24 protein-coding genes, 1 tRNA gene and 1 CRISPR repeat array are annotated in these 24,682 nt (G+C 45.1%); of the genes, 9 read left to right on the top strand and 16 right to left on the bottom strand.

Annotation, left to right across the window (positions count from 1 at the left end; genetic code table 11):
• Genes TREAZ_RS14905 through cas6 form a run of 4 tightly spaced genes read right to left on the bottom strand, consistent with a single transcriptional unit; the run spans window position 1 to window position 5,483 of the window.
• Entirely contained in the window at window positions 1-984 is a 984-nt protein-coding gene (locus tag TREAZ_RS14905; RefSeq protein ID WP_015712723.1) for a type III-B CRISPR module-associated Cmr3 family protein, read from the bottom strand.
• A gap of 3 nt (window positions 985-987) precedes the next feature.
• Window positions 988-3,459, bottom strand: coding sequence for a type III-B CRISPR-associated protein Cas10/Cmr2 (gene cas10, locus TREAZ_RS14910; RefSeq protein WP_015712724.1), 2,472 nt, complete (start codon window positions 3,457-3,459; stop codon window positions 988-990).
• Complete coding sequence (locus tag TREAZ_RS14915; RefSeq protein ID WP_015712725.1) at window positions 3,456-4,559, bottom strand: RAMP superfamily CRISPR-associated protein; 1,104 nt, start codon at window positions 4,557-4,559, stop codon at window positions 3,456-3,458. Before TREAZ_RS14915 ends, cas10 begins: the two co-directional genes overlap by 4 nt.
• The gene (gene cas6 / locus TREAZ_RS14920) at window positions 4,560-5,483 is read right to left on the bottom strand and encodes a CRISPR system precrRNA processing endoribonuclease RAMP protein Cas6 (protein ID WP_015712726.1); all 924 of its coding nucleotides are present in this window, start codon (window positions 5,481-5,483) and stop codon (window positions 4,560-4,562) included.
• 297 nt (window positions 5,484-5,780) lie between these two features.
• Window positions 5,781-7,119: a CRISPR direct-repeat array (repeat unit 35 nt; unit sequence GTCTGAACAAATGACCTGATTAAAGGGATTAAGAC).
• 87 nt (window positions 7,120-7,206) lie between these two features.
• Here cas6 and cas1 point away from each other — a divergent pair.
• The 3 genes from cas1 to TREAZ_RS14935 all read left to right on the top strand — a co-directional run bounded on the left by cas1 (window position 7,207) and on the right by TREAZ_RS14935 (window position 9,181).
• Window positions 7,207-8,223, top strand: coding sequence for a CRISPR-associated endonuclease Cas1 (gene cas1, locus TREAZ_RS14925; protein ID WP_015712728.1), 1,017 nt, complete (start codon window positions 7,207-7,209; stop codon window positions 8,221-8,223).
• Window positions 8,220-8,495, top strand: coding sequence for a CRISPR-associated endonuclease Cas2 (gene cas2, locus TREAZ_RS14930; protein WP_015712729.1), 276 nt, complete (start codon window positions 8,220-8,222; stop codon window positions 8,493-8,495). The genes cas1 and cas2 overlap by 4 nt, the downstream gene beginning before the upstream one ends.
• A 491-nt stretch (window positions 8,496-8,986) precedes the next feature.
• Window positions 8,987-9,181, top strand: a complete 195-nt coding sequence (locus tag TREAZ_RS14935; RefSeq protein WP_015712730.1) for a hypothetical protein — start codon at window positions 8,987-8,989, stop codon at window positions 9,179-9,181.
• A gap of 38 nt (window positions 9,182-9,219) precedes the next feature.
• Here the strand turns inward: TREAZ_RS14935 and TREAZ_RS14940 are convergent, their stop codons facing one another.
• From TREAZ_RS14940 to TREAZ_RS14965, 6 genes are all read right to left on the bottom strand, one after another.
• Window positions 9,220-9,969: a hypothetical protein gene (locus TREAZ_RS14940; protein ID WP_043923135.1), complete on the bottom strand. Its 750-nt coding sequence runs from the start codon at window positions 9,967-9,969 to the stop codon at window positions 9,220-9,222.
• Between the two features lie 17 nt (window positions 9,970-9,986).
• Entirely contained in the window at window positions 9,987-10,598 is a 612-nt protein-coding gene (locus TREAZ_RS14945) for a TM1812 family CRISPR-associated protein (protein ID WP_015712731.1), read from the bottom strand.
• A 13-nt stretch (window positions 10,599-10,611) separates the two neighbouring features.
• Window positions 10,612-10,920, bottom strand: coding sequence for a hypothetical protein (locus TREAZ_RS14950; RefSeq protein ID WP_015712732.1), 309 nt, complete (start codon window positions 10,918-10,920; stop codon window positions 10,612-10,614).
• Window positions 10,908-12,104 carry a hypothetical protein gene (locus TREAZ_RS14955; RefSeq protein WP_015712733.1) on the bottom strand — a complete coding sequence of 399 codons (1,197 nt, stop codon included), beginning with the start codon at window positions 12,102-12,104 and terminating at the stop codon, window positions 10,908-10,910. Before TREAZ_RS14955 ends, TREAZ_RS14950 begins: the two co-directional genes overlap by 13 nt.
• 80 nt (window positions 12,105-12,184) lie before the next feature.
• Window positions 12,185-12,880, bottom strand: coding sequence for a WYL domain-containing protein (locus TREAZ_RS14960; protein WP_043923137.1), 696 nt, complete (start codon window positions 12,878-12,880; stop codon window positions 12,185-12,187).
• A 110-nt stretch (window positions 12,881-12,990) separates the two neighbouring features.
• A complete protein-coding gene (locus TREAZ_RS14965) occupies window positions 12,991-13,248 on the bottom strand; it encodes a hypothetical protein (protein WP_043923138.1) in 258 nt (85 codons plus the stop codon).
• A 176-nt stretch (window positions 13,249-13,424) separates the two neighbouring features.
• Between TREAZ_RS14965 and TREAZ_RS14970 the strand changes: the two genes are divergently transcribed.
• From TREAZ_RS14970 to TREAZ_RS14985, 4 genes are read left to right on the top strand one after another with little or no spacing between them, the layout of a single operon-like run.
• A complete protein-coding gene (locus tag TREAZ_RS14970; RefSeq protein ID WP_015712735.1) occupies window positions 13,425-14,351 on the top strand; it encodes a radical SAM protein in 927 nt (308 codons plus the stop codon).
• 25 nt (window positions 14,352-14,376) lie between these two features.
• Entirely contained in the window at window positions 14,377-15,387 is a 1,011-nt protein-coding gene (locus TREAZ_RS14975) for a hypothetical protein (RefSeq protein WP_015712736.1), read from the top strand.
• 2 nt (window positions 15,388-15,389) lie between these two features.
• Window positions 15,390-16,214, top strand: a complete 825-nt coding sequence (locus TREAZ_RS14980; protein ID WP_015712737.1) for a radical SAM protein — start codon at window positions 15,390-15,392, stop codon at window positions 16,212-16,214.
• A gap of 37 nt (window positions 16,215-16,251) precedes the next feature.
• Window positions 16,252-17,409 (top strand): 4Fe-4S binding protein, encoded by a 1,158-nt coding sequence (locus tag TREAZ_RS14985; protein ID WP_215904880.1) that lies wholly within the window; start codon window positions 16,252-16,254, stop codon window positions 17,407-17,409.
• 158 nt (window positions 17,410-17,567) lie between these two features.
• On the opposite strand, the gene TREAZ_RS14990 is transcribed toward TREAZ_RS14985, so the two are convergent.
• Entirely contained in the window at window positions 17,568-18,212 is a 645-nt protein-coding gene (locus TREAZ_RS14990) for a helix-turn-helix domain-containing protein (RefSeq protein WP_015712739.1), read from the bottom strand.
• A 73-nt stretch (window positions 18,213-18,285) separates the two neighbouring features.
• Between TREAZ_RS14990 and TREAZ_RS14995 the strand changes: the two genes are divergently transcribed.
• Window positions 18,286-18,867, top strand: coding sequence for a vWA domain-containing protein (locus tag TREAZ_RS14995; RefSeq protein ID WP_015712740.1), 582 nt, complete (start codon window positions 18,286-18,288; stop codon window positions 18,865-18,867).
• Between the two features lie 33 nt (window positions 18,868-18,900).
• Here TREAZ_RS14995 and TREAZ_RS18280 read toward each other — a convergent pair whose 3' ends face one another.
• The 4 genes from TREAZ_RS18280 to TREAZ_RS15005 all read right to left on the bottom strand — a co-directional run bounded on the left by TREAZ_RS18280 (window position 18,901) and on the right by TREAZ_RS15005 (window position 19,962).
• Window positions 18,901-19,050, bottom strand: coding sequence for a hypothetical protein (locus TREAZ_RS18280; protein ID WP_015712741.1), 150 nt, complete (start codon window positions 19,048-19,050; stop codon window positions 18,901-18,903).
• The gene (locus TREAZ_RS15000; protein WP_015712742.1) at window positions 19,043-19,342 is read right to left on the bottom strand and encodes a type II toxin-antitoxin system Phd/YefM family antitoxin; all 300 of its coding nucleotides are present in this window, start codon (window positions 19,340-19,342) and stop codon (window positions 19,043-19,045) included. The genes TREAZ_RS18280 and TREAZ_RS15000 overlap by 8 nt, the downstream gene beginning before the upstream one ends.
• A 229-nt stretch (window positions 19,343-19,571) precedes the next feature.
• On the bottom strand, window positions 19,572-19,739 hold the full coding sequence (locus tag TREAZ_RS18285; RefSeq protein ID WP_169312642.1) for a hypothetical protein: 168 nt from the start codon (window positions 19,737-19,739) through the stop codon (window positions 19,572-19,574).
• A gap of 150 nt (window positions 19,740-19,889) precedes the next feature.
• A tRNA-Arg gene (locus TREAZ_RS15005) sits at window positions 19,890-19,962 on the bottom strand.
• 67 nt (window positions 19,963-20,029) lie between these two features.
• Between TREAZ_RS15005 and TREAZ_RS15010 the strand changes: the two genes are divergently transcribed.
• A complete protein-coding gene (locus TREAZ_RS15010) occupies window positions 20,030-23,953 on the top strand; it encodes a phosphoribosylformylglycinamidine synthase (protein ID WP_015712744.1) in 3,924 nt (1,307 codons plus the stop codon).
• On the opposite strand, the gene TREAZ_RS15015 is transcribed toward TREAZ_RS15010, so the two are convergent.
• Complete coding sequence (locus TREAZ_RS15015; RefSeq protein WP_015712745.1) at window positions 23,946-24,620, bottom strand: hypothetical protein; 675 nt, start codon at window positions 24,618-24,620, stop codon at window positions 23,946-23,948. The genes TREAZ_RS15010 and TREAZ_RS15015 overlap by 8 nt on opposite strands.
• Window positions 24,621-24,682 lie beyond the last annotated feature (62 nt).

Here is a 24,682-nt window from a genome sequence, read left to right on the forward strand (position 1 = left end):
TTATTTATTTCCCAAAGGGATGCAGACAGAATTCACTTTTTTCTGAAACACTGCTCCTGCGGGTATCCAATTTTTAGTGGATTTATGAAAACCTTTTGCTAAATCCCAGCCTGCAATTGAAAACAATTTTTGCGAAGCCGCTATTTTTCCGACAGTTTCCTGCGTCGCTTCAATGGGCGCAAGGGAAACATACAAGCTGCTGCTATTTGCCTGAGCCTTCCCCAATTCCAATGGAAAATCTATTTTTTTATAGGAACAGATCCTCCTTTCTCCCCCAAGGGTAAGGGCACCCTTATCCTTTAACCCGCAATCACGATCAAAAAGAACCAATAACTCAATATCATCTTTAAGGCGTATATGCTGAGCCGAATATAGTGCGCCCTGAATCACGCTTCTTTTTTCATCTATACCAATGCCAATGCGCATTTCGGTTGAGAAAATATCGCTGCGCAATATAATATCATCTTTTCCAATGATATTATTATCAGAAACAATAAAATCAAGGGAGACCCATAAATCCTTCATGGGTTGGGCGTCTTCTTTTGGGACAACAAAATAAAGCTCCCCTTCGGAACTTTCAATATCAAGACTGGAAAAATCTTCCTGCAATAATTTGGCAGGGACAACCTTTTTCCCGATATAATCAGAAGGGCGAATTAGTTTTTCTTTGGTATCAATATACCAGAGTGCGGGCGCGGGGGCATAAATAGCATCTCCCTTTTTAACAAGAATGCCATCGATGGTAAAGGGCGTACTATCGGAACCATATTTGCCGATTGTCGCTTCGATTTCTCCTGCTTTCCCATTTTTATAATCCTCAAAAGAGATATGGCGTTCATTGAGGATTGCAGTACGTACAGCCCCGCTTATCACAGACACCGGAGGGGGGAAAAGGGGCAGTGACTGAATTTGGCCGGCTTCCATGGGAGTATTTCCCCGAAAGAAAAGAGTATCCAGGGGCTTAAAGGTATAACAAACGTCCATATCTTATCCTTCCCTTCCGGATGCTAAAAAAGCCGCAATAATTACCGCTTCCTGATTGATTATTAATTTCGGACTACCAGGTTTTTTTATAATGCTTACCCCTGCCAGGGCATTGGTATAATTTTCCAATTCTTCTTTCGTAAGGCTTTTATTTGCCTGGTCGGAATGTCCCAGTTCGTACCGGAAAAGTTTTGCGATCTTTGCCCTATTGTCTTCGGTATCGGACTTAACCAGCGGCTCAAGGGATGTTTCCATTGCCTTTTCAGCCAAGCGGTAAAGCAGGGATGTTGAAAGCCTATCCCCGGCAACGCCTTGAATAAGTGTCTTAAAAGAACTGAGGCGGCTCCCGCCGAATATATGGCTTGATTCATTTTCGTCCCATTTGAACCAGACATTCCTATCCCCGCCTGAACGTTTAGAAAGCCTTATAGCCAACGCATTCCTGCCTGCTTCGTGTTTGGCAATGCCTTCCAACACTTCGTGGGCGCTGCGTATTACTTCGCGGAGAGGCTCCTTATAATGGGCAATCACTATGGCGCCTGAAATGGAAATACCTTCTGCGCCGCTTCCCAAATGGAGGGAAATTTTTGAAAGCCCCGGTGAACCGCGCTCAACAGGATAAGCTCCTTCATTGTTGTAAGCTGCAAAAGACAGGGTATAGGCTTTGCGGATCTCATCGGCTGTTTCAATAGCTGTAGACACCGGCATTATGGCGCACACATCATCGCCGCCGGCATAAATAAGGCGGCCCCTGCCCCGGACAACAGATGAATTAACACCATAGCGGGCAAAATTGTTCAGGGAGTCGGAAATTGCTGCATGCAGAGCAGGACTCATGGTCTTTTCGGTTTTAATGGTTGAACCATTGATAAGATCGCCCATTTTATCGCCATCCATTAAAAGGAGGGCATAATATTTATCCTTATTTGTATAGGAGATATTATAATAACTCGCTTCATGCTGAAAATCGTACCCTTCAGGCTCGATTTCGTTATTATACATTGCGTCAGTTATTTTCTTTTCGTCAAGGTTTTTATCAATCCCCTTTAATTCATTAAGGAAATCTTTTGCCGCCATTTCGGTGGTCGAGGGAAATTTACTGTCGAAAAGGGCGTTATATAAAATTCTGTTCCCGGTTTTCTGTATCGCGATGGGCAAAAAACGCTTTACCGCACAAATAGCGCAGAGCCTTTCGTTCTTGCCGACTTGAGTATAGTTATCCTTTTCGGGGTTTGTTCTATCCCCGAGAGTTTTCCAGAATTCCTTAATCCCGGCACTGTAGACCTGTGCCTTTGTATTCCCGGCATCATCCATAGAATGAAGCGCCTCATGCTCGCCACAGAGGGGGCATTTTTCGCCTTCCTGAATATTTTTAAGTTTTAGGGGTTTCATTTTTCCGGCGGCAAGCACCCCCTGAACCAGGGAGTGGGATGCACCGTAGAGCATAACATTGCCGGCAACAAATTCTTTTTCCCATTTATCAGGGGGAAGCAGTTTTGCCGCCTTATCCTTGTCTTCCGGGGCAAGGAATTTGATCTTGGCCCATGAAAACTTCCAGTAACTGTCTATCTGATTTGACCAGAGAGCATCAAATTTAGCGCCGGATCCGGTCCTGTCGGCAATGTACTTTTTGACAATTTCCGCCTGGCGTATCCATTCATCATTGATGGTCTTTTCAATTTCCCTGCAAATTAACGAAGCCGATTCTTTTGGCGCAACAAAAACAAATTTATTTGGGAATGCGGCGATGGAAACAGATCCATTGTCCAATGCCGCCAACTGGGCATCTGTTTCAATTAGAAACGATTTTAATTTGTATTTATCTTCAAGCAGATCATTTATCATGGATTGATTGTGCAGCGAAGGATAGAGAATATGATCAGGCCCTAATTCCCGCATCACATGGGAGAGCCCGGCAAAGGCAAGATACGAAAGCAAGATCGATCCGGCCCAAAAATCGCGGAGCTTGCGGGCATGGCCGATAAAATCCTGCACCGGCGTTATGGAAAAGGCCACCAACGCAGCCTTGCCTGACGCATCCATGGAACCAGCCGATTCAAAAGCCGACTTAAAGCTTAATTGCTGCCACAGGGAATTATCAGGGTCCTTTGGATCTCCAGGGAGTATATCCCACAGAGCCCCAAAGCCGCCCGCATTGTTCAGGCGAAGCCTTTTTGGAAAAGCAAAAAAGAAATACTGGAAAGCGGCGTCTGCCCATGCTTCGGTTCCCGGGGCAAGGCCATTCTTTTCGCTCAACAGTCCAAGATCTTTATCCATAATGCCCTTTAGCTCTGCCTGTAATTTGCCCACATCAAAAACAGGGAGATCGAGAGGAAGTTTTTCCCCCACCAAAGGATGAATTATCGCAGGAGATTTAATAAAAGCACCGTCTTTTGCCAAGCCATCAATTAATCCACGGACAATGGCGTCCTGCCAGAGTGTTACTTTTTTATGCCAATAATTTTCCGGCTTCATTGCTGAGCCCCCATGCGGCTAAGGCCATTTTGCCCATCAAGATACGCATGAACTTTTTCCCATACTTCCTTATCGTTTATTTTCGTACCTGTCAGCAATTCCTGTTTATAGGGAATGTGAATAATACGGGCGCTTAAATTTTTATCCGAAACCCTGGCAATTTTCAACAACAACTGGGATGGAACCCTTTCGATACTTTTATTTTTCCTCTCACTTAGTTCATGATGTGTTACCGGATAGCCCAGGACATACCGTTCGGCAGTGGTTTTATCATCAGTGGGGAATTTAAAACTTGTCCTTAATTCAAGATAAAGCTTTGCAAGCTGTCCCAGCAATTCCTCATAATCATTGCCTCTCTCAACTTCCCATGCCAACAGAGAAGTATCATCCTTCCCGATGTAATGGGGATAGCTGCGTTTTTCATTGGAGCTAAAACCTTTTTCCCAATCCACAGCGCATTCTTTAATCCTGCCGACGCCAGGCAGTATCTGTTTATTGCCTCCCTGCAGCTGCCGCACCGATAAAGACCCCCAGCCGTTTCTGGATCGGGACCCAATGGCGCCGAAATTATGAATCAGGGTCATAATATATTTGATGGAATCTACTTTATCTTTGGGCATTAGAATTTCAAGCTGAACTCTGGAACCCGGTATAATGTATTTTTTGTATTTTATCGTAGAAGAGCGTTTGGAACCATTTTGATCCTTATGAGCCTCTTTTTCATAACTTACCGGCCCATAACCCAAATACAAAGCCGCATCTATATCCAATCCGCCCTGGCCAACTTCAGGATGATATACCCTTCCAAGATTTATCGCTTCATTACTATCGGTACACTGAGAATTTACAATCCGTATGCGTATTCTGCTTGCGCTGTTCCCCTCGCCGCTTGCAGAGCCGAACAGTTTCGCCTCTTCCTTCCATAAATTTTCGGGTGATAAATTTTCGTTGCCGGCCACACGCCACCAGCGGCGGATAAGGTTTTTAAAGGGAGGGGTTCTCAGTTCGGCATTGCCATCGTGGCCGCCGAGGAAGGCAGGAGTCAAGAATTCGAATTCGTACTCAACTTTTTCAGTACCGTAGTACCGTGAAATATTCATCTATATCCCTTTTTCCCATACGCTAATCCTGCCCAACCCGAAGTTGGCGTTCTTCCCCGTATGAAAGATGCCGGCAAACCGGAGGAGGGCCCGCTCGAAGGAAGTGAATTCGCCTGAAAGAACCATATCGCCCATGAGACCCCCGAGCTGCATGGAAACACGCTGGCGGGCCGAGTAGTGCTCAAAATCCCGCCATACAAGATTGTCATTAATTATATGCCATTTGCCGGAGAACTGATAGCCCCCAGAATTTATTCCGGCGCTTCCATATTGGGAACAAAGGGCCAAAGCCCTGCGGAAAAGGGAAGCTGCAAAGTCCCCGGCTTCCAAGCTTTTTACGTAACGCCCATCGATCTTGAGCCTTAAAGGCGAATCGGCGCGTACCAGAAGTTCCCGCTGTTCCGGTTTATCATCGCTTGACAGATCGGCTTCCCAGAGATCGGGCTCGGCGCCCGTATCCAGAGACTCCCTGTCAAGAAGAATGGAAGCACCCCCGTAAACCACATCTTTTATCAGGAAAGAAACGCGTTCCCTCAGTACACCAAGCTCGCCCGCCTTCTTGAGGGCATAATAAAAATACGGCAGATACTTTACGGCCTGCCCCATACATACAAGATTGAGGTTGAGTGCGTCATACTCGCCGGGTAGAAAGTGTTCGGTTTCAATGATCACAGGATGGGGGAACCTGTCCCTGCCCGCCAATACCTCGTTGCTGCGGGGCGCAATGGACTCGAAGGCAAACCCATACGCACAGGCCGAACTGAACATGCAGCTCCCGCAAACCGATCCATGGGCAATGCAGCAAATCCGCCTGAGGTGCAGCCCCATGACGCTCCTCACCACAAAAGCCGGGGGCGCCAGAAACCTCGCCTTGCCGTTAAACTCCAGTTTGAAGGCAACTTTTTTATAAAGCAATCGCATCATATCAACTATAACCTTACCCACCCCCTGCGGATAGTATCCCCCTTGACAAAGGGAGGCAATCTGCCCAAAAATTATACTTGGTACTGGTATTCAACAGAAATCGCAAACCTCGGATTTGCTTAAAAACCCCTAAAAAAGGGGTAGGTTTGCGAAAGTTATAATTGCTTACAGGATAAGGAATTATGGAAAAAACGAGCGGAGCGGCATTGGGCAAAGAGGAAAATCCTGGTTTTTTGAGGGAGGTATGCGAAACAGGGCTTATAAGTCTATATGGGATAAGGAATTATGAATGGCAATGTCTGAACAAATGACCTGATTAAAGGGATTAAGACACGGAGGGTTCCAGTATTTGCAACCTCGGACCGCTCAAGTCTGAACAAATGACCTGATTAAAGGGATTAAGACCCAACAGAAAGACGGAGGTATGGGTATCTACGTTATGGTCTGAACAAATGACCTGATTAAAGGGATTAAGACGTTATCCTGCCCAGGTGCCAGCTACCTGCGGATACCAGTCTGAACAAATGACCTGATTAAAGGGATTAAGACGCTTTTGGATTCGGCCTCTTCGACAACGGGTTCAGCAGGTCTGAACAAATGACCTGATTAAAGGGATTAAGACACTACTACGCGGTCTCGGCCTCTTCAGATTCAGCTACGTCTGAACAAATGACCTGATTAAAGGGATTAAGACTCGGAACTTGTTAAAAGTTCAACCTTTTTTCCTAATTGTCTGAACAAATGACCTGATTAAAGGGATTAAGACCAGTTTTTGTTTGATCATCGATCGGATATGGATCGAGTCTGAACAAATGACCTGATTAAAGGGATTAAGACTCGATATCAGAGTTTACAATGGGTTTTCTTATAAATGAGTCTGAACAAATGACCTGATTAAAGGGATTAAGACCATGTTATCAATCTGTTCTTTAGCTTCAGGATAGTTCTCGTCTGAACAAATGACCTGATTAAAGGGATTAAGACTGATGGTCCCACACATGTATCCGCACCTTATTCCTAACGTCTGAACAAATGACCTGATTAAAGGGATTAAGACTCGCCACCTTTCGAGAACATCATCATCTGTAACATTGTCTGAACAAATGACCTGATTAAAGGGATTAAGACACTTTAACTCCACCTATCAACTTTAATTTCCCTCTAGTGTCTGAACAAATGACCTGATTAAAGGGATTAAGACAGATTCCTCTGATATTTTGGGTGAACATTGAGTTTTGTCTGAACAAATGACCTGATTAAAGGGATTAAGACTCAACGGGTGGCAGAGTTTCGGGCGGCTCCGACAGTGTCTGAACAAATGACCTGATTAAAGGGATTAAGACCTCGATACAACCCAAGCGATCATCTTTTCGTGCAGAAGTCTGAACAAATGACCTGATTAAAGGGATTAAGACAGCATCTTCCGCCAATCGATACCTGCCCATACACCAGTCTGAACAAATGACCTGATTAAAGGGATTAAGACTAGCGGCATCTTTTTCGGCCCTCGCAGCCAATCTGCGGATGGTCTGAACAAATGACCTGATTAAAGGGATTAAGACGACTTCTACATCCAGCTCTTCAGGTTTGAATGTACGAGTGTCTGAACAAATGACCTGATTAAAGGGATTATGCTTATAAATGACACTTTTTTACCCGACGATCTTATAAAGATGCATTAAAAACGTTCGTACCGTTAGAATGTTTTTAAGCGGGGGTATTTATGCCTGTGGTATATGTCATTTCAGATCATGGAAGGCTTCATAAAGCGAATGAAATATTCGAGTTTACTGATGCCAATGGCGATACAAAGAAAATATTTCCCCATACTATGGAGAGCCTGATCATAACAGGCATGGTAACCATTACCGGCGAGGCGATGAGGCTTCTTATGCAGCATCAGATTAATACCCTGTTTGTCAGTCCCAATGGGAAGTATAATGGAAAGCTAAATTTTGCCAATGCCAAGAATATATTTTTAAGAAAAAAACAGTATGCCATTTCTGACAATGACGCCCTGGCGCTGCCCATTGCAAAATCCATCGTACTGGCAAAGATAAAAAACGAAATAAGCTTTGTTCAGCGCATAAAACGCAAAAACGGTTATGATGATGAATTTAGCCAGGCGATTCAGGCATTAAAGGCAGCCCTTGAGGGGGCAGAATGTGCGGAAAACCATGGCGAACTTCGGGGCCATGAAGGTATTGCCGCCAGGAATTATTTTTCGGTATTCAGGCATAATCTTATTCCCGAGTGGGCGCAGTTCCCCAGGAGGAGTAAGAATCCGCCCTTGACTAATATCAATTCGGTGCTGAGCTTCCTGTATACCCTGCTTATGTATCGTGTTGAAACAGCCATAGAAATCACCGGGCTTGACCCAATGGCAGGCTTCCTGCATGCGGCAGAATACGGGAAAAATGCCCTGGTCTTTGATCTGATGGAAGAATTCAGAACCCCAATTGCTGATACGCTGTGCTGCGCATTATGCAACCTTGGCGCCCTGTTACCCGGCGATTTTGAACCGGCAGATATTAGCGGGGATACAGCGGCAATTTATCTAAACAAGGAAGGATTAAGCAAGGCTATTTCTGCCTTCGAAAAGAAAATGGAAACAAAGCTGCACTATCAGCCGCTTAACACCGAATTGTCCCTGGACGAAATTATTATTGAGCAGGTTAAGCATTTTAAAAGGGTACTTATGGGGGAAGAAAGTGAATACCGTGGGTATCTGTACAAATGACCTACCTTTTTGCCTATGACATATCCGACTGCCACCGCCGGAACCTTGTTGCAAAAAAACTTGAACAATTCGGTTTTCGTATTCAAAGGTCAATCTTTCAGTGCGATGTTTCTCCCTCGGTGGCGGAGGATATAAAACTTGCGCTCCGACGGTACATAAACGAAAAAGAAGACAGTCTATTAATCTATCCGCTTTGCGCAGACTGCCTGGAAAAAGCGTGCATAATCGGCAATAGAACGCTGCCGCCTGTTTCAAGCTATGAAATACTCTAAAACGGCCCAGACCTTGACAAAGGGAGGCAATCTACTCAAAATTATGTTTGGTATTAGTGTGTAATAGAAATCGCAAACCTCGGATTTGCTTAAAAACCCCCAAAAATGGGGTAGGTTTGCGAAAGTTATAATTGCTTACAGCACAAGGAATTATGAAGGGTAACGTATCTGAACAAATGACCTGATTAAAGGGATTAAGACGTGCCAGTGCAGTTCATTAAGTTAGTGCAGTTATAGAGTCTGAACAAATGACCTGATTAAAGGGATTAAGACGCTTCCGGTACTGTTCCGAACATTGCCATCTTCATTTGTCTGAACAAATGACCTGATTAAAGGGATTAAGACTAATTTCCTTTCTGTTACAGTTGGAAAAAGATTACTGTGCTAAAAAGCCAAAAAAATTTACAGAAAAGTTATTTGTTAAGTGTTAAGTTTCTTATTTTTTGCACTATACAAAGATGTAGAGGGAAGACAAAATAAAGGAGAGAGATATGAAAAGTTCATTTTTTGGTATAGGTAATAGTTTTGGATTCTCTAGGTCAATTTTTGAAAATATTGGGAAGTCACCAAAGAAAGATACACTCAAATCCAAATTTATATTTAGGGAAAGACCGATTTTGATATTTGACCCTGGTACAGGAAATGAACCGAAAGTACCAAAGGATGTTTCCGAATTCAAGAAATAACATTTTGCCCCATTTCTCAACAAGCGGATTGTAAAATATTATTCACAGTCAAAATCTATATTATACTTCTTTATAAGATCTCTTAATTGCGGTCTTAGCCTTTCCTTAAATATGCGAACATCTGCACTTACACGTTGTATTAACTTATTATGCATAGCAGCTATATCAGTCTTGGAAATAAGGTCCTTATTGTTAGAATATTTATTTAACATATCGTAATCAATAAACGAATAATCAGTATTTAAATTTTCAACACTTAATAAAAAATCAAAAAATTCTTCTGTCAATATCATTTTACGATATTTAGTTTGTGCATTTTTATTTAAATTTTGATATTCTAACTCAATAATTTCAAGAATTTCTTGTTTTCGTTGAGAAATCTCTTTATCTTCATATATTTCACTTTCATCCCTTAGAGACGGGAAAATATTTTCATCTTCATTTCCTAAAAACAGCAAAGTATTTTTATCCTCTTTTCTTTCTTTAAAATTCCTTACCAAAACACGTTTTATGGATCTCTTCAAATAATGCATAAATGGAAAACCCTTATTTGCATTAAAAGTGCGCAAACAATCCATAATGACCATATATATCTCAGGTTCATTTTCATAATATGATTTTTTTGACCTTGAAACGCCAGCATACCAATAATATTTAACATAGTCAATTATATCCAAAACAAGCTTTGTTGCAAGGCTTTGTTTGGCAGCTTCCATATTTTCACCGGATACTGAAAAATATTTTGAGTTGTTAATATCATTTTCGAGCTGCTCTTTGCTTTTAGTCAAGTTTTAAAACCCCCATTTTATAATGTAAAAACATCGTTAAGCATTTTTAACGCTGTCTCAGCGTCACGGTTTTCCATAGCTCCAATTAGCTTCTGTAAATAATAAATCGATGTTATATCATAAATCATGGGATTGTAAGGTTTTGGTGGAAAATCAATTTTTCCATACAGAATATACAACACTGACACATTATTAAAAGTATCTGCAAAATTTAAAGCGCATAGAAGAATGAAGGGAAAGGGTTTGCTGCCATAGGTAATATCTGCTATCACCTCTGTATCTTTGCCTATTTTTTCAATCAGCTGGTTTAAAAGAAATTCAAAGACTTTTTTTTCCGGCTCAAAGGGCAGCTCAATGATATCTTCAGATATATCAGGATTTATACCTGAAGTAACGTGTAATAATTCATCCTTAAACTTTTTTACATATTCGTTCCCCATGTTTTCGCCGCCCAGGGTAACAATAAATATAATTTTCACTTTTTCTTTTGGCTGCAGGGTCTTTGCCAAAATACCATTTATTGGAAACATAACTTTTCCATCATACTCGATAGCGCTGTTTCCTTTGACAGGATATTGGAGTGAATAAACAGCACCTTTCATGGGCATTGTAACAATTACGGTTTTCATAGATTTTCTCCTTTTATACTGAAGCTAAGGTAATCTGGTTTTTTTTAAGCTGCTCAACTTTTTCCATATTTTCTTTAATCGACCTGTTTTTTAGGGATATTGCCTTTCTCAATTCATATCTATGCCTAAAATGCCATATTTTTAAAGCATGCATTTGCTTTTTTAACTCAGACACTTCATTTTCAAGATTCTTGATAATTTTAAGCAGCTGTTCAATCTGCTTCCGTAAATTCTTATTGTCAATCCATTGAAGGATATTGACAACCATCGAAGAAGTAGTAGAAATACCTAAAGCGATGACAAGCCAAGCTAAAAACGGCATAAAATTTTCTCCTTGTTACTATATAATTGATATTCCTCTTCAAAGGACGAAATATACTCTTCTATCGTTTTATCAGGCAATTTATTTTGGGTTGTTTTATCATATAAAATATCTATTTCTTTTCCGTTGCTCTTTATACGTTTATGTTGATTAATTACTAATTTTATGGAATGCTTTACTGTATTAAGCATAACAGGAAAATTTACCCTAAACAAAGCATGGGGATCATGCATTATCAGCCTTATAGATGTAATTGTTAAATTGGATGTCATTACCATCGCATTGGCCGCCAAAAGCATAGGTTGATATTTTAGATTATTTCCGATAATAAAATTTATTTTTTTGGTCTGTGTATAATAATCATACACAGACCAGGCATGTATAATGAGATTTGTAATAAAGCCAGGAAGGTTTTGATAAACAAAAGTTCTGGAATTATATAATTGACTCCGATAAGCAGCTGCTATTGCGTCTCTTGTTTGCTGGCTTCCAAACTGCATTAAAAAAGTTGTTCCCGGGTAGGGTAATGAATTTGCATTACAAAAATCAGAAACCATGTGCGCTAAATAAGAAACGATAGCTTGCATAACGTTTGGAATACCTTTTCCAAATTGAGCGGTTATTATATTTCCAAATTTATCAATTCCCCGGTAATTTCCTGAAATGATTTGTATTATACCTTCGATAAAGCGGAGCGGATCATGCCCAAATGAATATTGCTCATGAATCGACTTTAATCCAATCATGGGAAAATCCTGGAAATCGATGGGAGCGCTTGCACCGTCCCTAAAGGAATCTGAGATGTTATCAAAAAAATCCTTAAAACTTGTAATTTTTTTTGATTTCATTAAGCCTGCTATTCTTCTATCCAATGGTCGCAAAATTGAAGTTTGTGTAATTATTGTATCAAGAATTATGCCGACAGTTCCGGCAATAAACACGGCTATCCAATCTTGCTTTTGCCACGTTTCATCAAAGTACTCAATACCCATATCTGACAACATATCAAGAAGTACTTTATCATCTTTCCTGTCTCTATATGAGGCATCGAGAAAATTCGGATTGCTGTTTAACTCGACATCTGTATAGTTAAATTTATTCATATCCCGTTTCAAAGAATTAATATCTTCATATATGTTGAGAATCTTGTTTTTCTGTGATAATATGTCATCATTCATTTTCATGCCAAACAACTCCTCAACCTGGATTTTATCCTTTCGGATATGCCTATATATAGCTGTCAAACTGAAAAACTTAACAGGTTCTATGAGTAAGCATTGCATGAATCCAGGAAAAAGTCCCGGAAATACTTTTTAAGATCCGGAGGCTCAATTACCAGCGCTTCCTTGCCAAATTTAATAAAATAATTTTTGATTTGTTCCCTGGAACAATTAAAGACATATATGTTACCATCGATGATTTCATCGTATAGCGGCCTGAGATGCAATTGTTGCCTGTAATATTTCTTTCCAAGTTCTGTGAGCATCACTTTGATGCTCTTTACGTCACCCAGGAGAAAAGGCGCCCCTTTCTTGAGGAGAAGGTTTTCAAGTTCCAGTTTTTGATCTCTGGTAATTTTCCCGCTTTTTCCACGCATAATTTTTATTTCTTTAATGCGGGAAATGCGGAATGAAGCGGGAATATATTCGTCAGTACTATCGGCCTTGGAACTGTACCCTGTTAAATAATAATACGTAGACTGAGGATCTGTCATAACACGATAAGGTTTCAGATAATATGTTACCGATTTATCGGAATTCCCCGGAGTGATTTTAAGACGTTTCCCCGATTGTATAGCTTCTTTTGCTTCGCGGATTTCATTAAAGAAAAATATACGCTCCCGTTTATAATAAGGCAGTTCGATGTATTCCTCAAATACCGCTTTAAGATAGCGGCCGATTTTTTGATTATAATAGTAGTCCTCTCCACAGTCCGAGGAGGCGCCAGTCAGGTACTCCATATTTTTCGTGTTTAGCCGGAATTTACGTCCTTCTCCTTTGGGATGAGAATGGGTGATCCGTTTTAAGCGTTTCTCATCATGCTCCTGAAATTTTCTTAAAATATCGTTTCTTAAAGCATCTTGCGATTTAAGTTTGGGGATTTCGTTAAGAATACCCAGGTATTTTCCTCTTTTTTTTCCAGTGTTAGGGTAATAGATGACAAAGCATCCTCATGAAAATTACTGAATACCCTATTTAGGAAATTGGAAAGATGGCCTTCCCTGGTTCCATAAAAATCGGCTATGTCATTTTCAACGATGTTCCAGGCTCTTATGCTTAGATTGATATGCTGTTTAAAATCCATGCTGCCTTGGTCTTCAAACGCCATTTTTTTGCCTCCAATCATATCAAAGTACCTATACTAGGAACATAATATATTAATATTCAGCGAATATCAAGCGATTTAGGAACAAAAATAATTATTTCTGTACTCTGTAATGTCCCTAAGAATAGGGTATTTTTCTATTGAGCATGATGATACGGACTTTAGAAAAGGAGAACACTATGTCAGAAAATAAACTTTCGGTTATCTGGAACGTCACCGGCAAATGCCCCTGGACCTGTACATTCTGCTGTATGGACTCCGGCCCCAAAAATTGCATGCCCGAGATGACCCTGGAAGAAAAATTTCTGATAGCCAATCAGCTTGGCGCCAATGGGTGCAGGGTCGATCTCTCCGGCGGAGAAGTTATGCTCAACAGAAAGGACCATCTCCTCGTGATAGAGCGGCTCTGGGCAAATCTGGGCCGGAGGAATCTCGGCATTTCCTGTTCAGGTGCATTTATTGATGAAAAACTTGCATCCTGGTTGGCGCCTAAAGTTTCCGATGTGGAAATGACCATGGATGCTCATCCCGACCGGAATTTCCCCTGGCGCCCGGCTGCCTACCACCAAACTGCCGCAAGAGCCGCCAAAGCCCTGCTTGCCGCAGGAGTCAAAACAGGTCTCCAAACCGTAACCACCAATGAACATAAAGCCGAGGGACTTCTGGAAGAACTCTACGCATGGATCTGCGATGCCGGCATTGATAACTGGAGTATCCTCAAATTCTTCCCTTCCGGTCGGGGTGTAGCGTACCCGGAGCTTGAACTCTCCGATGAAGACGCCAAGGAAATGGTCACACGGATCAGGGCTTTAGATGCCGGGAATACTTCTGCCCGTAAACCCAAGCTCGATATTCATTACCAGATGCCCGGTTCGGAAAAAGCCAGCGAGTGCCGCTGTGTAAAACGGTCCATTGGCATTTTGCCCGACGGCAGGGTTACTGCATGCTTCTGGGGCCTTGACATGGCAGGCAGGTTCCTTGACGATAAATTCTACTTGGGAAACCTGCTGAAAGAGAACCTCGGGAAGATACTTTCCAGCCCTAAAGCCCGCTATTGGCTGGACTACTGCGGTGGATGCGCCATAGGCGATGATGCCGCAGATTAAACACATGAAAGCAGGAGGTAGTTTAATGATCCCTTTTTATGCCTTAAGTTTCCTCTCCGGTTTTTTTGAAACAGGACCTCTTATGATGACCCTTGTATCGGGTTTTACCGGAGGAATAGTATCTTCAGCTATAGTACAGGCCCTTGCCTGCGTCCTCTGCTATCAGATTGGAAATCTTGCTCCCTGTCCGGTGCAACTATCCAGGCCCATAATTATTGCCTCAGGACTTTTGGGAACGTTCTGTTTTACAGTGGCTATGCTATCGCTGCCCCATGCTGCTGTTTTGGCAGCGAGGCTCCTGGGCTCCGCCTTTATCTCTGTGTGTATACAATCTGCCAGAAGTGTAATGAAAAGCGGCGCTTCAAAAATGTTTAAGCGCGGCGCGCGGGTCGCAGGTTTCGCTCTGGGTTTTTTCTGTACTCCCCTATTGGCCCCTGTGGCGGCAGTCCTCGCTGTTATCTTTAGTATTGCTGCACTGCGCCGTATCCCTGCCATAAAGAGCCGCGTCATCCTGCCCCGGCTTGACGGCCTTAACGCCGTCATGATTTTTCACCAGATGCACTATTTTGTCTATTGTTATGCCGCCTTTATCATCGCCTTTGAACTGGGCGGAAGAGCCTCCGCTGTTCTTGCATTCCTGGCAAGCTGGACAGTTTACGTTTTAAGCCCTCTTCTCTACAGAAAGGTTAAGGATCCCCGCAAAGCTTTTTTCTTCGGCCATTCCCTGCTGGTTATTATTCTTACGGGTATCTATTTTGTACCGCCACTCCCGGTAAAGCTACTACTTTACCTTATGACCGGAATTGGCGGAACCACCGAATTCTGCATTGGAAACCTTGCAAAGAAATGGGGACTGTACCGTGAGGATGTCCAGGGTTTTTCAGAAAATATCGGCCATGTTTTGGGGGTTGCTGCCTGTCTTTTGCTTTTCATCATTCAGGGCGATCTCCAAATAAGTCTGCTTTTTGCCGCAGCCTTCGCCCTGACAGCCATAGCGTGCATGGCAAAAAAAGTCATCTCAATTAGTAAGGAGTAACTATGAACATCAACCAGATTAAAGCCGGAAGCATCATTACCAAATCCAAACTCCCCGATGCTGATTATGTCATTAATCCCTACATAGGGTGCAACCATGGCTGCATTTACTGCTATGCCGAGTTTATGTCCCGTTTCACCGGCCATGGAAATGAAAAGTGGGGAGACTTTATGGATATCAAGGATGGCTATCCCATGCCCCGACTGGAAAAATTTGAGGGGAAAAGCATTCTTTTTGGATCAGTCACAGATCCCTACAACCCGCTGGAAAAAAAATACCAAAAGACCAGGGAGTTACTCAAAGTCTTTGCGGAAAGCGGGGTAAAAGCAAGAGCCGAGATTCTCACGAAATCTGCTCTGGTAAGACGGGATTTGGACCTGCTCACCCGGATTCCCAATATCAGGGTTGGCATCTCCCTTTCTGCTACAGACGCCAAGTTTGCGCGTGTCATTGAAAGTCATGCCCCGTCTCCTCAGGAAAGAATTGAAACTATGCGCATCCTTAGCGAAGCGGGGATCACGGTGTATGCTTTCATTTCGCCTATTTTCCCCTTTTTCTCCGACTGGAAGGCCGTAGCTTCGGAAGCAGGGAAATATGCCGATGAGATTTGTTTTGAAAATCTCAATTTACGGGGAGGATACAAAAAACGCGTCCTTGATATTATCAAAGAAGAATACCCTGAAAAATACAATGACTTTGAAAAAATCTATAGTTCAAAGGAAATTTTTCAAACATTCTGGGAAAACGAAGCAAAAGTTATTAAAAAATTCATGAAAGGAAAAAAATACAAAATATATTTCTTCCACGAAAAAATAAAGAAGGCATAAGGAGGAATTTATGAAAACAAATTTTCTGGGTTACGAATTGAAGGGCCAGATCATTGCGGCTTCCTGCCCGGCAACGGAAAGCCTTATAGGAATACTATTATCTTGTTCAAACGATGCCGGAGCTGTCGTTCTAAAAACAGCATCATCAACACGCCTTAATCAGAATGAAACAGAAGGCGGAAGGCATTGTCTTATCAATAAACAGGGTTTCTGGGCAAAATCTACATTCAACCGCGAAATCATGTCCCTGAATGAAGAGCTTGAATTATTGACACAGATCTCAAGAATTCCATCATTTGGATTCGTACCGTTCATTGCCAGTGTTACCGAATTGGAAATGGATATCGAGAAATGGCTTGCCGATTGCAGGGCTGTAGAAAATGCGGGCGCCGATGCCATACAGCTTGACCTTTTTTATATAGAAAATTTATTGGCTGTTTCCGACTTCGAGGAAAAATTTATTAGCCTTCTGAAGGAGATCCTCAGTCATACCAAAGTTCCTGTGATGCCGAAGCTGAATATAGGCCTTCCTGCCGAGTACGCTGCTTTCCTTTTGAAGAAAGCGGGGATCAAATACGTATCCCTCCTTGACTCCATCAAATCCCCGGCTCCGTTAAGTTTTTCCCCCGAAGGGCAGCCAGCCGTTAATAAAACACTCTTGGGATCCGGCCTGTCAGTCTTCGGCAGCTTCATGCTGCCCATCACCCGGAATTATACCCAGGTACTCTGCAGAGAGGGGTTTGAGGTATGCGCCGGAGGAGGCGTCAAAACAGCCGAAGACATTGCCGATCTTCTTTTTCTTGGGGCTAAAACAGTACAGATAGCGACTGAAATTCTTCTGCATGGTTTTAAGCGTATTAAAACACTGACTGATGAAACCTCTGCTTTACTAAAAAAGGCTGGCATCACAGATGAAGAGAGCATAAAAACAACAGGACAGAATCTGTACAATCCGCTTCCAAAGTCCGCTAAGTACCATGCCCAATGGAATATTGAAAAATGCATGCTGAAAAAACATCCTGAAGACTGCTTTCATTGTTCATATAATCATGGACACGCCAATGGTCAAGCCTTCTGTCCGTGTATTAATTACGGCGGATTAAAAACAATCGCGATTCACGAAAGTTGTGAAGGCTGCGGCCTTTGTGCCCAACTCTGCCCGCACGGCGCTATTGAAATGACAAGAATAGATTAAGATTGGGCCAATTCAACAAGCAATATTGCAAAAAAATCGAGCAGAAGACTTCAGGGATTAGGCAATTTTTATAATTAGCCTATTGTAATACTTTATAAGTATCCGCAGGGGATTTACCGTGGCCTCTCTGGACACCCAATGCCGCTTCAACATCATCTTTACCTTGCAGCCTGCCTTAACAGTGGTTCTTTTCTGGCCAATAGAAGGGCATTCACCTCGGGGATTGAATAGATCATGTTTTCCATGCAAAAGCTGATAATCAGGTCGAAGATAACACTGCGGCTTAATGTATAACCAGCGCTTTCAAGCAGGGCGTCCATCTCACTATCTGAAAGCTTTAGGGCAAGGCCAAAAGAAATAACCGTGTTTTTAGAAGGCTTGTAAGCTCTCTCACCCATGATCCGGGAATAGAGCTTGCGGTCAATGTCAGCAGCCTTGTAGAGTTCAGGCGACTCAAGGCCACGTTCTTTCCGCAGGCGATCCAGCATAACGGAGAAAGTCTCCTTGTTTTTCTGGATCTCAATATAGGATGAAATATCGCTATCAGGTTTCTCCTTCAGAAGGCGCTTTTTTGAAGCCTTCCGAGGCAACATAGATGCCTCTTGTTCTTCATAGGCCGGTTCTTCACGGACTACATTTTCAGAGCGCAGCCTATAGGATTCTACCTTCTCAAAACTAATAGCCGAGACAGAACCGATAATTCCCTGAGATGCCAGGAAATCGGGAATGATCTGGTTTTTTGCTATATAGCGGTCTAATGCTTCAAGTAGAAGGCTTTTGCCGTCTTCGTCTTTTTTCATCATGTCGTTTCCAGGGCGACCACCGCCCTCCTCCTTTGCCGTATATTCACTATAGATAATATCCAAGGAGCGAAAAATGAACAACAATCTTACCGAGATAATTTTCCTGCTGGACAGGAGCGGTTCCATGGCAGGTCTTGAAAATGACACCATCGGGGGCTTCAACGGCTTTGTAAAAAAGCAAGCCGAGTTGGGGCCGGCCAAAGTGACCACCGTTCTATTTGACGACCGCTGCGAGATACTGCATAACGGCATCAGGGCCGAAACTGCCAGCCTCTCAAGTAAGGAATACTTTACCAGGGGGAATACCGCCCTCCTTGATGCTGTAGGCAAAACCATCAAGGACGTGAAGAAGCGGATCAAATCAAGCGAGGCAGACAGGCCGGACAAGGTCATCTTTGTCATAACCACCGATGGCCTTGAAAATGCCAGCCGGGAATACACGTACCAGGACATCAAGGACAAAATCGAAAAACAGACCAAAAAGCATGGCTGGGAATTTATCTTTATGGGGGCCAATATCGACGTCGCCAAAGAAAGTGCCAATTTGGGCATTAAGGCCGATATGTCTTTTTGCTATGAGGCATCAGTAGCAGGAACTGCCGCTATGTTCAGCAAGGCAAGCGGACTGGTCGGAAGCCTACGAGAAAAGGAATAATTTTTTGGTGTAGCGCAGGTATCTGCCATAAGACTACGCTAAACTAACACCATAGCTTTCCAGGAATTCTGCGGGATTAAGTATCTGTGGTTCCTGGGGAAAATACCGGGTATTTCCGGTAATGAGGAAAGCTCCGCAGTATCTAGCTACATCATAGAATTTCCGATCCGTTTCATCAGTCATGGGGATTTTCAGCCTCCCGAATCTCTGTCCTGGCAGCCTGGATTTCTGCTTCAATCTCTTTATCGGTTAAAGGCCCACGTTCAACAGCTTCCTGCCAGATACTATTCAGCAGCCGCATAGACTTTGCCTGTCGGATGCTGTTCAAGGTTTCTTCAAAACTCGTATCGCTTACATTAACCAGAATAGCCGTAGGTTTGCCATTATTGGTTATCGTAATTTCACCGTCTTGCTTGAGCCTTTCCCAGGTTTCTTTTGACGCCGAGGTTAGTTCCCTGACTGAAACGAATTCCATGTTTTATACCTCTTTGTTATTTATATGCCATCATCAAACAATTGTAAAACTATTATCTGATATATAGTGATTCAGACCAATCCTGATAAATTATCAGTACACAAGAGTTTTCTCCAATTCCCACAGCTTTTTATCCAAGACCTGTTCGGCAGTACATTGGGGCATCCGATTTCGTTAAAAAAGGGCGCTGCATAATCCTTAAAGAGAATGTCGGTTTTCTCTCCTTGCTTTACCCTTCTTGATACGCCCAGTGAATAGCCAAGGTTTTGTTTTTTAATCCAGAAGAAATCCTTGATAGAATCTCGCGGGTAACAACATCACGGAATTTAACATAGTACACGCCATTGGAAGATTTCACTAAATAGTAGTCCGCTTGGACTGATTCATTTTTAGCCATGCTTTCACCTCAAACTTCATAGTTGTCAGCAGTGCAAGGCTAAAAGCATAAAAAAGCAGGCTTGGGTACAATTTGGTTACAAATTCACCAAATAATAAAAAGTACCCAATATGAAAAATCGTAATTCGTTATATTACAACGAATTAGCATTGATCCAGGGCCGAATCGAACGGCCGACCTGCCGCTTAGGAGGCGGCCGCTCTATCCCCTGAGCTACTGGACCTTATCTTGTTCATATAACCATTTACCGCCCATATTGTCAACTTACCTCCATACGGGGATAATTGGGCATGGTAAAGCGTGTATATATAGAAAAGAAAGAAGGTTTTGACGGCGAAGCACGCCATTTGCAGACGGAACTGGCGGACTTTTTGGGGGGTCAGTTCCCAGCGTTGGCAAAGCTCAAAGGCTTGAGACTGCTTAGGCGCTACGATGCTTCCCATCTTGACGATAAACAGTTTGAAGAAGTTACGGCTGCGGTCTTTTCAGAACCCCAGTGCGACAAGGTCTTTTATGGGGCCGCTCTTCCTGCGGGCAAGAACGATCGTTTCCTGGGGATTGAATACGTGCCGGGTCAGTACGATCAGCGCGCCGATTCGGCTGAACAGTGCGCGGAGCTGGTAACCGGGGTCAAGCCCAGGATACGGTGCGCGGATTTCTACATTTTCGAAAGCGCCGAGGGAGGGTCCTTCTCCACTCCTCTTTCGGACGCTGCCCTTGAAGCGGTGAAGAAGTACCTCATCAACCCGGTGGATTCACGGGAGGCTTTGCCTGGGCTGCCTGATTCACTGGACGATGAAGAGACCATCCCCAAAGATGTTGCCGTGCTCTCAGGTTTTATCAACAGCGATAAAAAGGCCCTCGAAGGCATGGCAAGGGATTTCGGCCTTGCCATGTCCGTGGAGGATCTGCTTTTCTGCCAGGATTGGTTCGCCAAAGAGGGCCGGGACCCTACCCTGGCTGAGGTCCGGGTACTGGATACCTACTGGTCTGATCACTGCAGGCATACCACGTTCAATACCATACTTGAAGAAATTAACGCTGAAGATGGGGACTTAAAAAGAGCCCTCGAGCTTTATGAAGAAGCCCGCAGGGAAGTGTATGGCGAAAAGGCAAAAACGCGGCGCAAGTCCCTTATGGATATGGCGACCCTTGGAGCCAAAGTTTTAAAAAAGCGGGGGCTTGCTTCCGATGTGGATGAATCCAAAGAGATCAACGCCTGTACCCTAAAAGTTAAGGCTGAATTTGCCGACGGCAGTTCCGAGCCCTGGCTTCTCCTCTTTAAGAACGAGACCCACAATCATCCAACTGAAATCGAGCCTTCAGGCGGGGCGGCAACTTGTCTCGGCGGGGCAATACGGGACCCGCTTTCGGGCAGGGCCTTTGTCCACCAGGCCATGAGGATAACCGGAGGGGGCGATCCCAGGGCGGCTCTGGCTGATACTCTGCCGGGCAAATTGCCCCAGCTCAAGATTGCGCGGGAAGCTGCCGCGGGTTATTCCTCCTATGGAAACCAGATCGGCCTTGCTACAGGGCAGGTGGCTGAATTCTATCACCCCGGCTTTTTGGCAAAGCGCATGGAATTGGGGGCTGTCATTGGGGCTGCCCCGGAGGCCTGGGTACGGAGGGAAGAGCCTCTGCCCGGGGACGCGGTAATACTGGTTGGCGGCAGGACAGGGCGGGACGGCATAGGGGGCGCTACAGGTTCTTCCAAAGTGCATACCGGCGAATCCGTGGAGCTGTCAGGGGCCGAGGTTCAGAAGGGAAATGCGGTTGAAGAGCGGAAGCTCCAGCGGCTTTTCCGCAAAAGCGAGGTAAGCCGCCTTATCAAGCGCTGCAACGATTTCGGCGCTGGGGGCGTGTCTGTTGCGGTAGGGGAATTGGCGGCGGGCCTGGACATCAATCTTGATGGGGTTCCGAAAAAATATGCCGGCCTTGACGGTACGGAATTGGCTATCTCTGAATCCCAGGAACGTATGGCAGTGGTGGTTGCCTCTGCCGATATCGAAACATTCATAGCCCTGGCCAGGGCCGAAAATCTTGAGGCAGTAATAGTAGCAAAAGTAACAGCAGGGGAAGATAGAGAAGATGAAGCCAGGCTCCGCATGGAATGGAGAGGCAAGACCATAGTCGATCTTTCCCGCGCTTTCCTCAACACCAATGGCGCTCCCCGAAGCGCAAGGGCGGCGCTGAAACGCGGTACAGGCAAAGGCGGCGAAAAGCCGGCAGAAATAATACCTGCGGGGATGCTTCTGGATATACTCGAAAGGGAATTGACCACCCTCAGATCCGGAAGCCGCAGGGGCTTGCAGGAACGTTTTGATGGTTCTATCGGCGCATCCTCGGCCCTGTTCCCCTGGGGCGGAAGCGAACAGGGGACGCCTGAATGCGGCATGGCTGCCCTTCTCCCCTCATTGGGGAAGCAATCCCGCACCGCAAGCCTCATGAGCTTCGGCTATGATCCGGAGGTCATGTCCGCAGATCCTTACACCGGGGCAAAAGGCTCCATTAAAGAAGCCCTGGCAAAATTCTGCTGCCTTGGCGGGGATTTCAGAAAAGCCAGGCTCAGTTTCCAGGAATATTTTGAGCGGCCCACAGACCCGGCTTCCTGGGGCAGGCCTGCCGCAGCCCTCCTGGCTGCATTTGAAGCCCAGATCCGGCTTGGGATCCCTGCAATAGGCGGCAAAGACAGCATGTCGGGGAATTACAGGGATAATGCGCGGGGCATTAACCTCGCAGTTCCCCCGACCCTAGTTGCTTTTGCGGCGGGAACCGCAGAAGCAGAAAAAGTGCGTTCCGGCACTTTGACCGGTGATACAGGAAACGCAGTAATACTGTTAAATTGCGATATTGCTAATTGTAATACTGCTAATATTGATGAATTTGACAGTTTTACTGCTAATATGGATATTTTATCCGAATTGGCATCAAAAGGCGTGCTCAGGGCGGCATACCCTGTAACAGCAGGCGGGATAGCCGCGACACTGGCGCTGATGGCGTTTGGCAACATGACCGGGGTAGAAGCGTATGCGCCTGTTTTTAAGCTTGTAAACAGCCTAAATTACCAGGGCTCTGTGCTGGCTGAAGTTGACGAAGCGACGGCCAGCAAGGACGAAGGCCGCTGGGTTATAGCAGCCCGCACCATTAGCGAACCTGTTTTCCGCATTGTCCAGGAAAGCCGGCCCGGGGACGATTCCATTGATGAAGAAAACCCCGAATCCAATGCAGCCGAATGTCCCCTTGAGATACTGCGCCGTGCCTACGAGTATCCCCTGGCCCAGGTATATCCCCAGACTTCCGGCGGGGCCACTGCAGCGGAACCTTCTGATGAAAAAGCAGCCCTGGAACTGCCCAAACCCAAAGCAGGCCGGGTTTCGCATTCCGCTTCCCTCCACGCTCCTTCCAAAATCTTGGGATCGCCCCTGGCAGTGCTGCCGGTATTCCCGGGGACTAATTGCGAATGGGATATGGAACGGGCTTTCCGCGAGGCAGGCGCCAGGGTGCAACAGGTAGTCTTCAGGAACCACAGCCCGGAAGACATCAAAGAATCCATCGGGGATCTGCGCGCGGCTTTTGGCAAAGCCCAGATCATCGCCTTTTCGGGGGGCTTCAGCGCGGGGGATGAACCTGACGGTTCGGGAAAGTTCATTGCAAATGTGATTCGCTCTCCCCTGATCGCAGATGCGCTTGCTGAATTCCTCGAAAGGCGGGAAGGCCTTATGCTGGGTATCTGCAACGGTTTCCAGGCTCTCATCAAAACAGGGCTTGTGCCTTACGGGAAGATTTTGCCGGCTGATCAAAGCATGCCCACTCTCACATTCAATACTATAGGGCGGCACGTGTCACGGATGGTGCGTACAAAAGTAATGCCTTCATCCTCCCCCTGGCTTAGCCTGGAGGATACCGGCAGCATTCATGTGATTCCCATAAGCCATGGCGAAGGCAGGGTTGCAATCAGGCCTGAGGAAGCGGAAGCCCTCTTCGCTCAGGCCCAGGTTCCCTTCTGCTATGCCGACGCTTATGGAAACCCCACCATGACGGAGCCGGATAATCCCAATGGATCTGCTTTTGCAATCGAAGGGCTTTCAAGCCCTGACGGGAGGATACTGGGCAAGATGGGGCACTCGGAACGCTGCGGGGAATTTGTCCACATAAATATACCGGGAAATAAAAGACAGCGCATATTCGAGGCAGGGGTAAAGTACTTTACCTGAAAAAGCCAATCTTTGAATATTTGTGCCAGCGGCCCGAATTCTTCCTGTTCCCTTCATCCAAAACCTTGAAGAACCAGGCGGCGAAATCCGCCTCGGTTCCGGATTCTGCGGAACTGAACCCCAGAATCTGGAAAGGCTCATTGGACGAAGTGGCAAGCAGCCCCTGTGCCATAGCGCGGAAAGATGCTGCGGCGGAAGGCCCAAAAAGATCCGCAGGCGCGTCCTTTCCTCCGCCGGCGAGTATCTCGGGCACTACCAGGGCAAGGCTGCCCGATTGCCTGGAACGGAAATAGAGGGCCAGTTCGCGGACAAGGAAAAACCAGCCCTTGATCTGATCATTTACCAAATTTTCAATTTCGCCGGGAACCAGGGCTTCTGCAGGGCGGTACATAGCCGGGGGGGAACATACAAGGATTGCATCGTTTATTTGGCCCAGCCTGTTTTCCGCAGCAACCATGAGGGTGCGGGCAGAGATGGGGCTGCCGGGGCTCCACTGGAGGGGGAGCTTCCCCTTGTCCTGTTCAGCAGCAGGCTGAACAGCTTCGGGGCGGGGAAAAGGACTCGGAATGGGGGCAGCAGCGTACTGCTCCACCCGCTTTACTGCTTCTGCGGCAGCTGCGGAAAAAAGGGATGATTCATTCCCGGCGATTAGGATGCCCCGTGTCATGGATGGATTTTAGCCTGTCCCGGGGCTCTTGTGAAGCCTACCCCAAGTTTACTATGCTGTAC

The organism is Leadbettera azotonutricia ZAS-9 (genome assembly GCF_000214355.1).
Taxonomy (GTDB): Bacteria; Spirochaetota; Spirochaetia; order Treponematales; family Breznakiellaceae; genus Leadbettera; species Leadbettera azotonutricia.

Coding starts and splice junctions, on each gene's coding strand:
- TREAZ_RS14960 (WP_043923137.1), bottom strand. CDS start 12,880: ATGGAGTACCTGACTGGCGCCTCCTCGGACTGTGGAGAGGACTACTAT.
- TREAZ_RS14980 (WP_015712737.1), top strand. CDS start 15,390: ATGAACATCAACCAGATTAAAGCCGGAAGCATCATTACCAAATCCAAA.
- TREAZ_RS14975 (WP_015712736.1), top strand. CDS start 14,377: ATGATCCCTTTTTATGCCTTAAGTTTCCTCTCCGGTTTTTTTGAAACA.
- TREAZ_RS15015 (WP_015712745.1), bottom strand. CDS start 24,620: ATGACACGGGGCATCCTAATCGCCGGGAATGAATCATCCCTTTTTTCC.
- TREAZ_RS14950 (WP_015712732.1), bottom strand. CDS start 10,920: ATGCCGTTTTTAGCTTGGCTTGTCATCGCTTTAGGTATTTCTACTACT.
- TREAZ_RS14935 (WP_015712730.1), top strand. CDS start 8,987: ATGAAAAGTTCATTTTTTGGTATAGGTAATAGTTTTGGATTCTCTAGG.
- TREAZ_RS14965 (WP_043923138.1), bottom strand. CDS start 13,248: ATGGCGTTTGAAGACCAAGGCAGCATGGATTTTAAACAGCATATCAAT.
- cas10 (WP_015712724.1), bottom strand. CDS start 3,459: ATGAAGCCGGAAAATTATTGGCATAAAAAAGTAACACTCTGGCAGGAC.
- TREAZ_RS14905 (WP_015712723.1), bottom strand. CDS start 984: ATGGACGTTTGTTATACCTTTAAGCCCCTGGATACTCTTTTCTTTCGG.
- TREAZ_RS18280 (WP_015712741.1), bottom strand. CDS start 19,050: ATGACTGATGAAACGGATCGGAAATTCTATGATGTAGCTAGATACTGC.
- TREAZ_RS14945 (WP_015712731.1), bottom strand. CDS start 10,598: ATGAAAACCGTAATTGTTACAATGCCCATGAAAGGTGCTGTTTATTCA.
- TREAZ_RS14915 (WP_015712725.1), bottom strand. CDS start 4,559: ATGAATATTTCACGGTACTACGGTACTGAAAAAGTTGAGTACGAATTC.
- TREAZ_RS14970 (WP_015712735.1), top strand. CDS start 13,425: ATGTCAGAAAATAAACTTTCGGTTATCTGGAACGTCACCGGCAAATGC.
- cas2 (WP_015712729.1), top strand. CDS start 8,220: ATGACCTACCTTTTTGCCTATGACATATCCGACTGCCACCGCCGGAAC.
- TREAZ_RS15000 (WP_015712742.1), bottom strand. CDS start 19,342: ATGGAATTCGTTTCAGTCAGGGAACTAACCTCGGCGTCAAAAGAAACC.
- TREAZ_RS14990 (WP_015712739.1), bottom strand. CDS start 18,212: ATGATGAAAAAAGACGAAGACGGCAAAAGCCTTCTACTTGAAGCATTA.
- TREAZ_RS14995 (WP_015712740.1), top strand. CDS start 18,286: ATGAACAACAATCTTACCGAGATAATTTTCCTGCTGGACAGGAGCGGT.
- TREAZ_RS18285 (WP_169312642.1), bottom strand. CDS start 19,739: ATGGCTAAAAATGAATCAGTCCAAGCGGACTACTATTTAGTGAAATCT.
- cas1 (WP_015712728.1), top strand. CDS start 7,207: ATGCCTGTGGTATATGTCATTTCAGATCATGGAAGGCTTCATAAAGCG.
- TREAZ_RS15010 (WP_015712744.1), top strand. CDS start 20,030: ATGGTAAAGCGTGTATATATAGAAAAGAAAGAAGGTTTTGACGGCGAA.
- TREAZ_RS14955 (WP_015712733.1), bottom strand. CDS start 12,104: ATGAAAATGAATGATGACATATTATCACAGAAAAACAAGATTCTCAAC.
- cas6 (WP_015712726.1), bottom strand. CDS start 5,483: ATGATGCGATTGCTTTATAAAAAAGTTGCCTTCAAACTGGAGTTTAAC.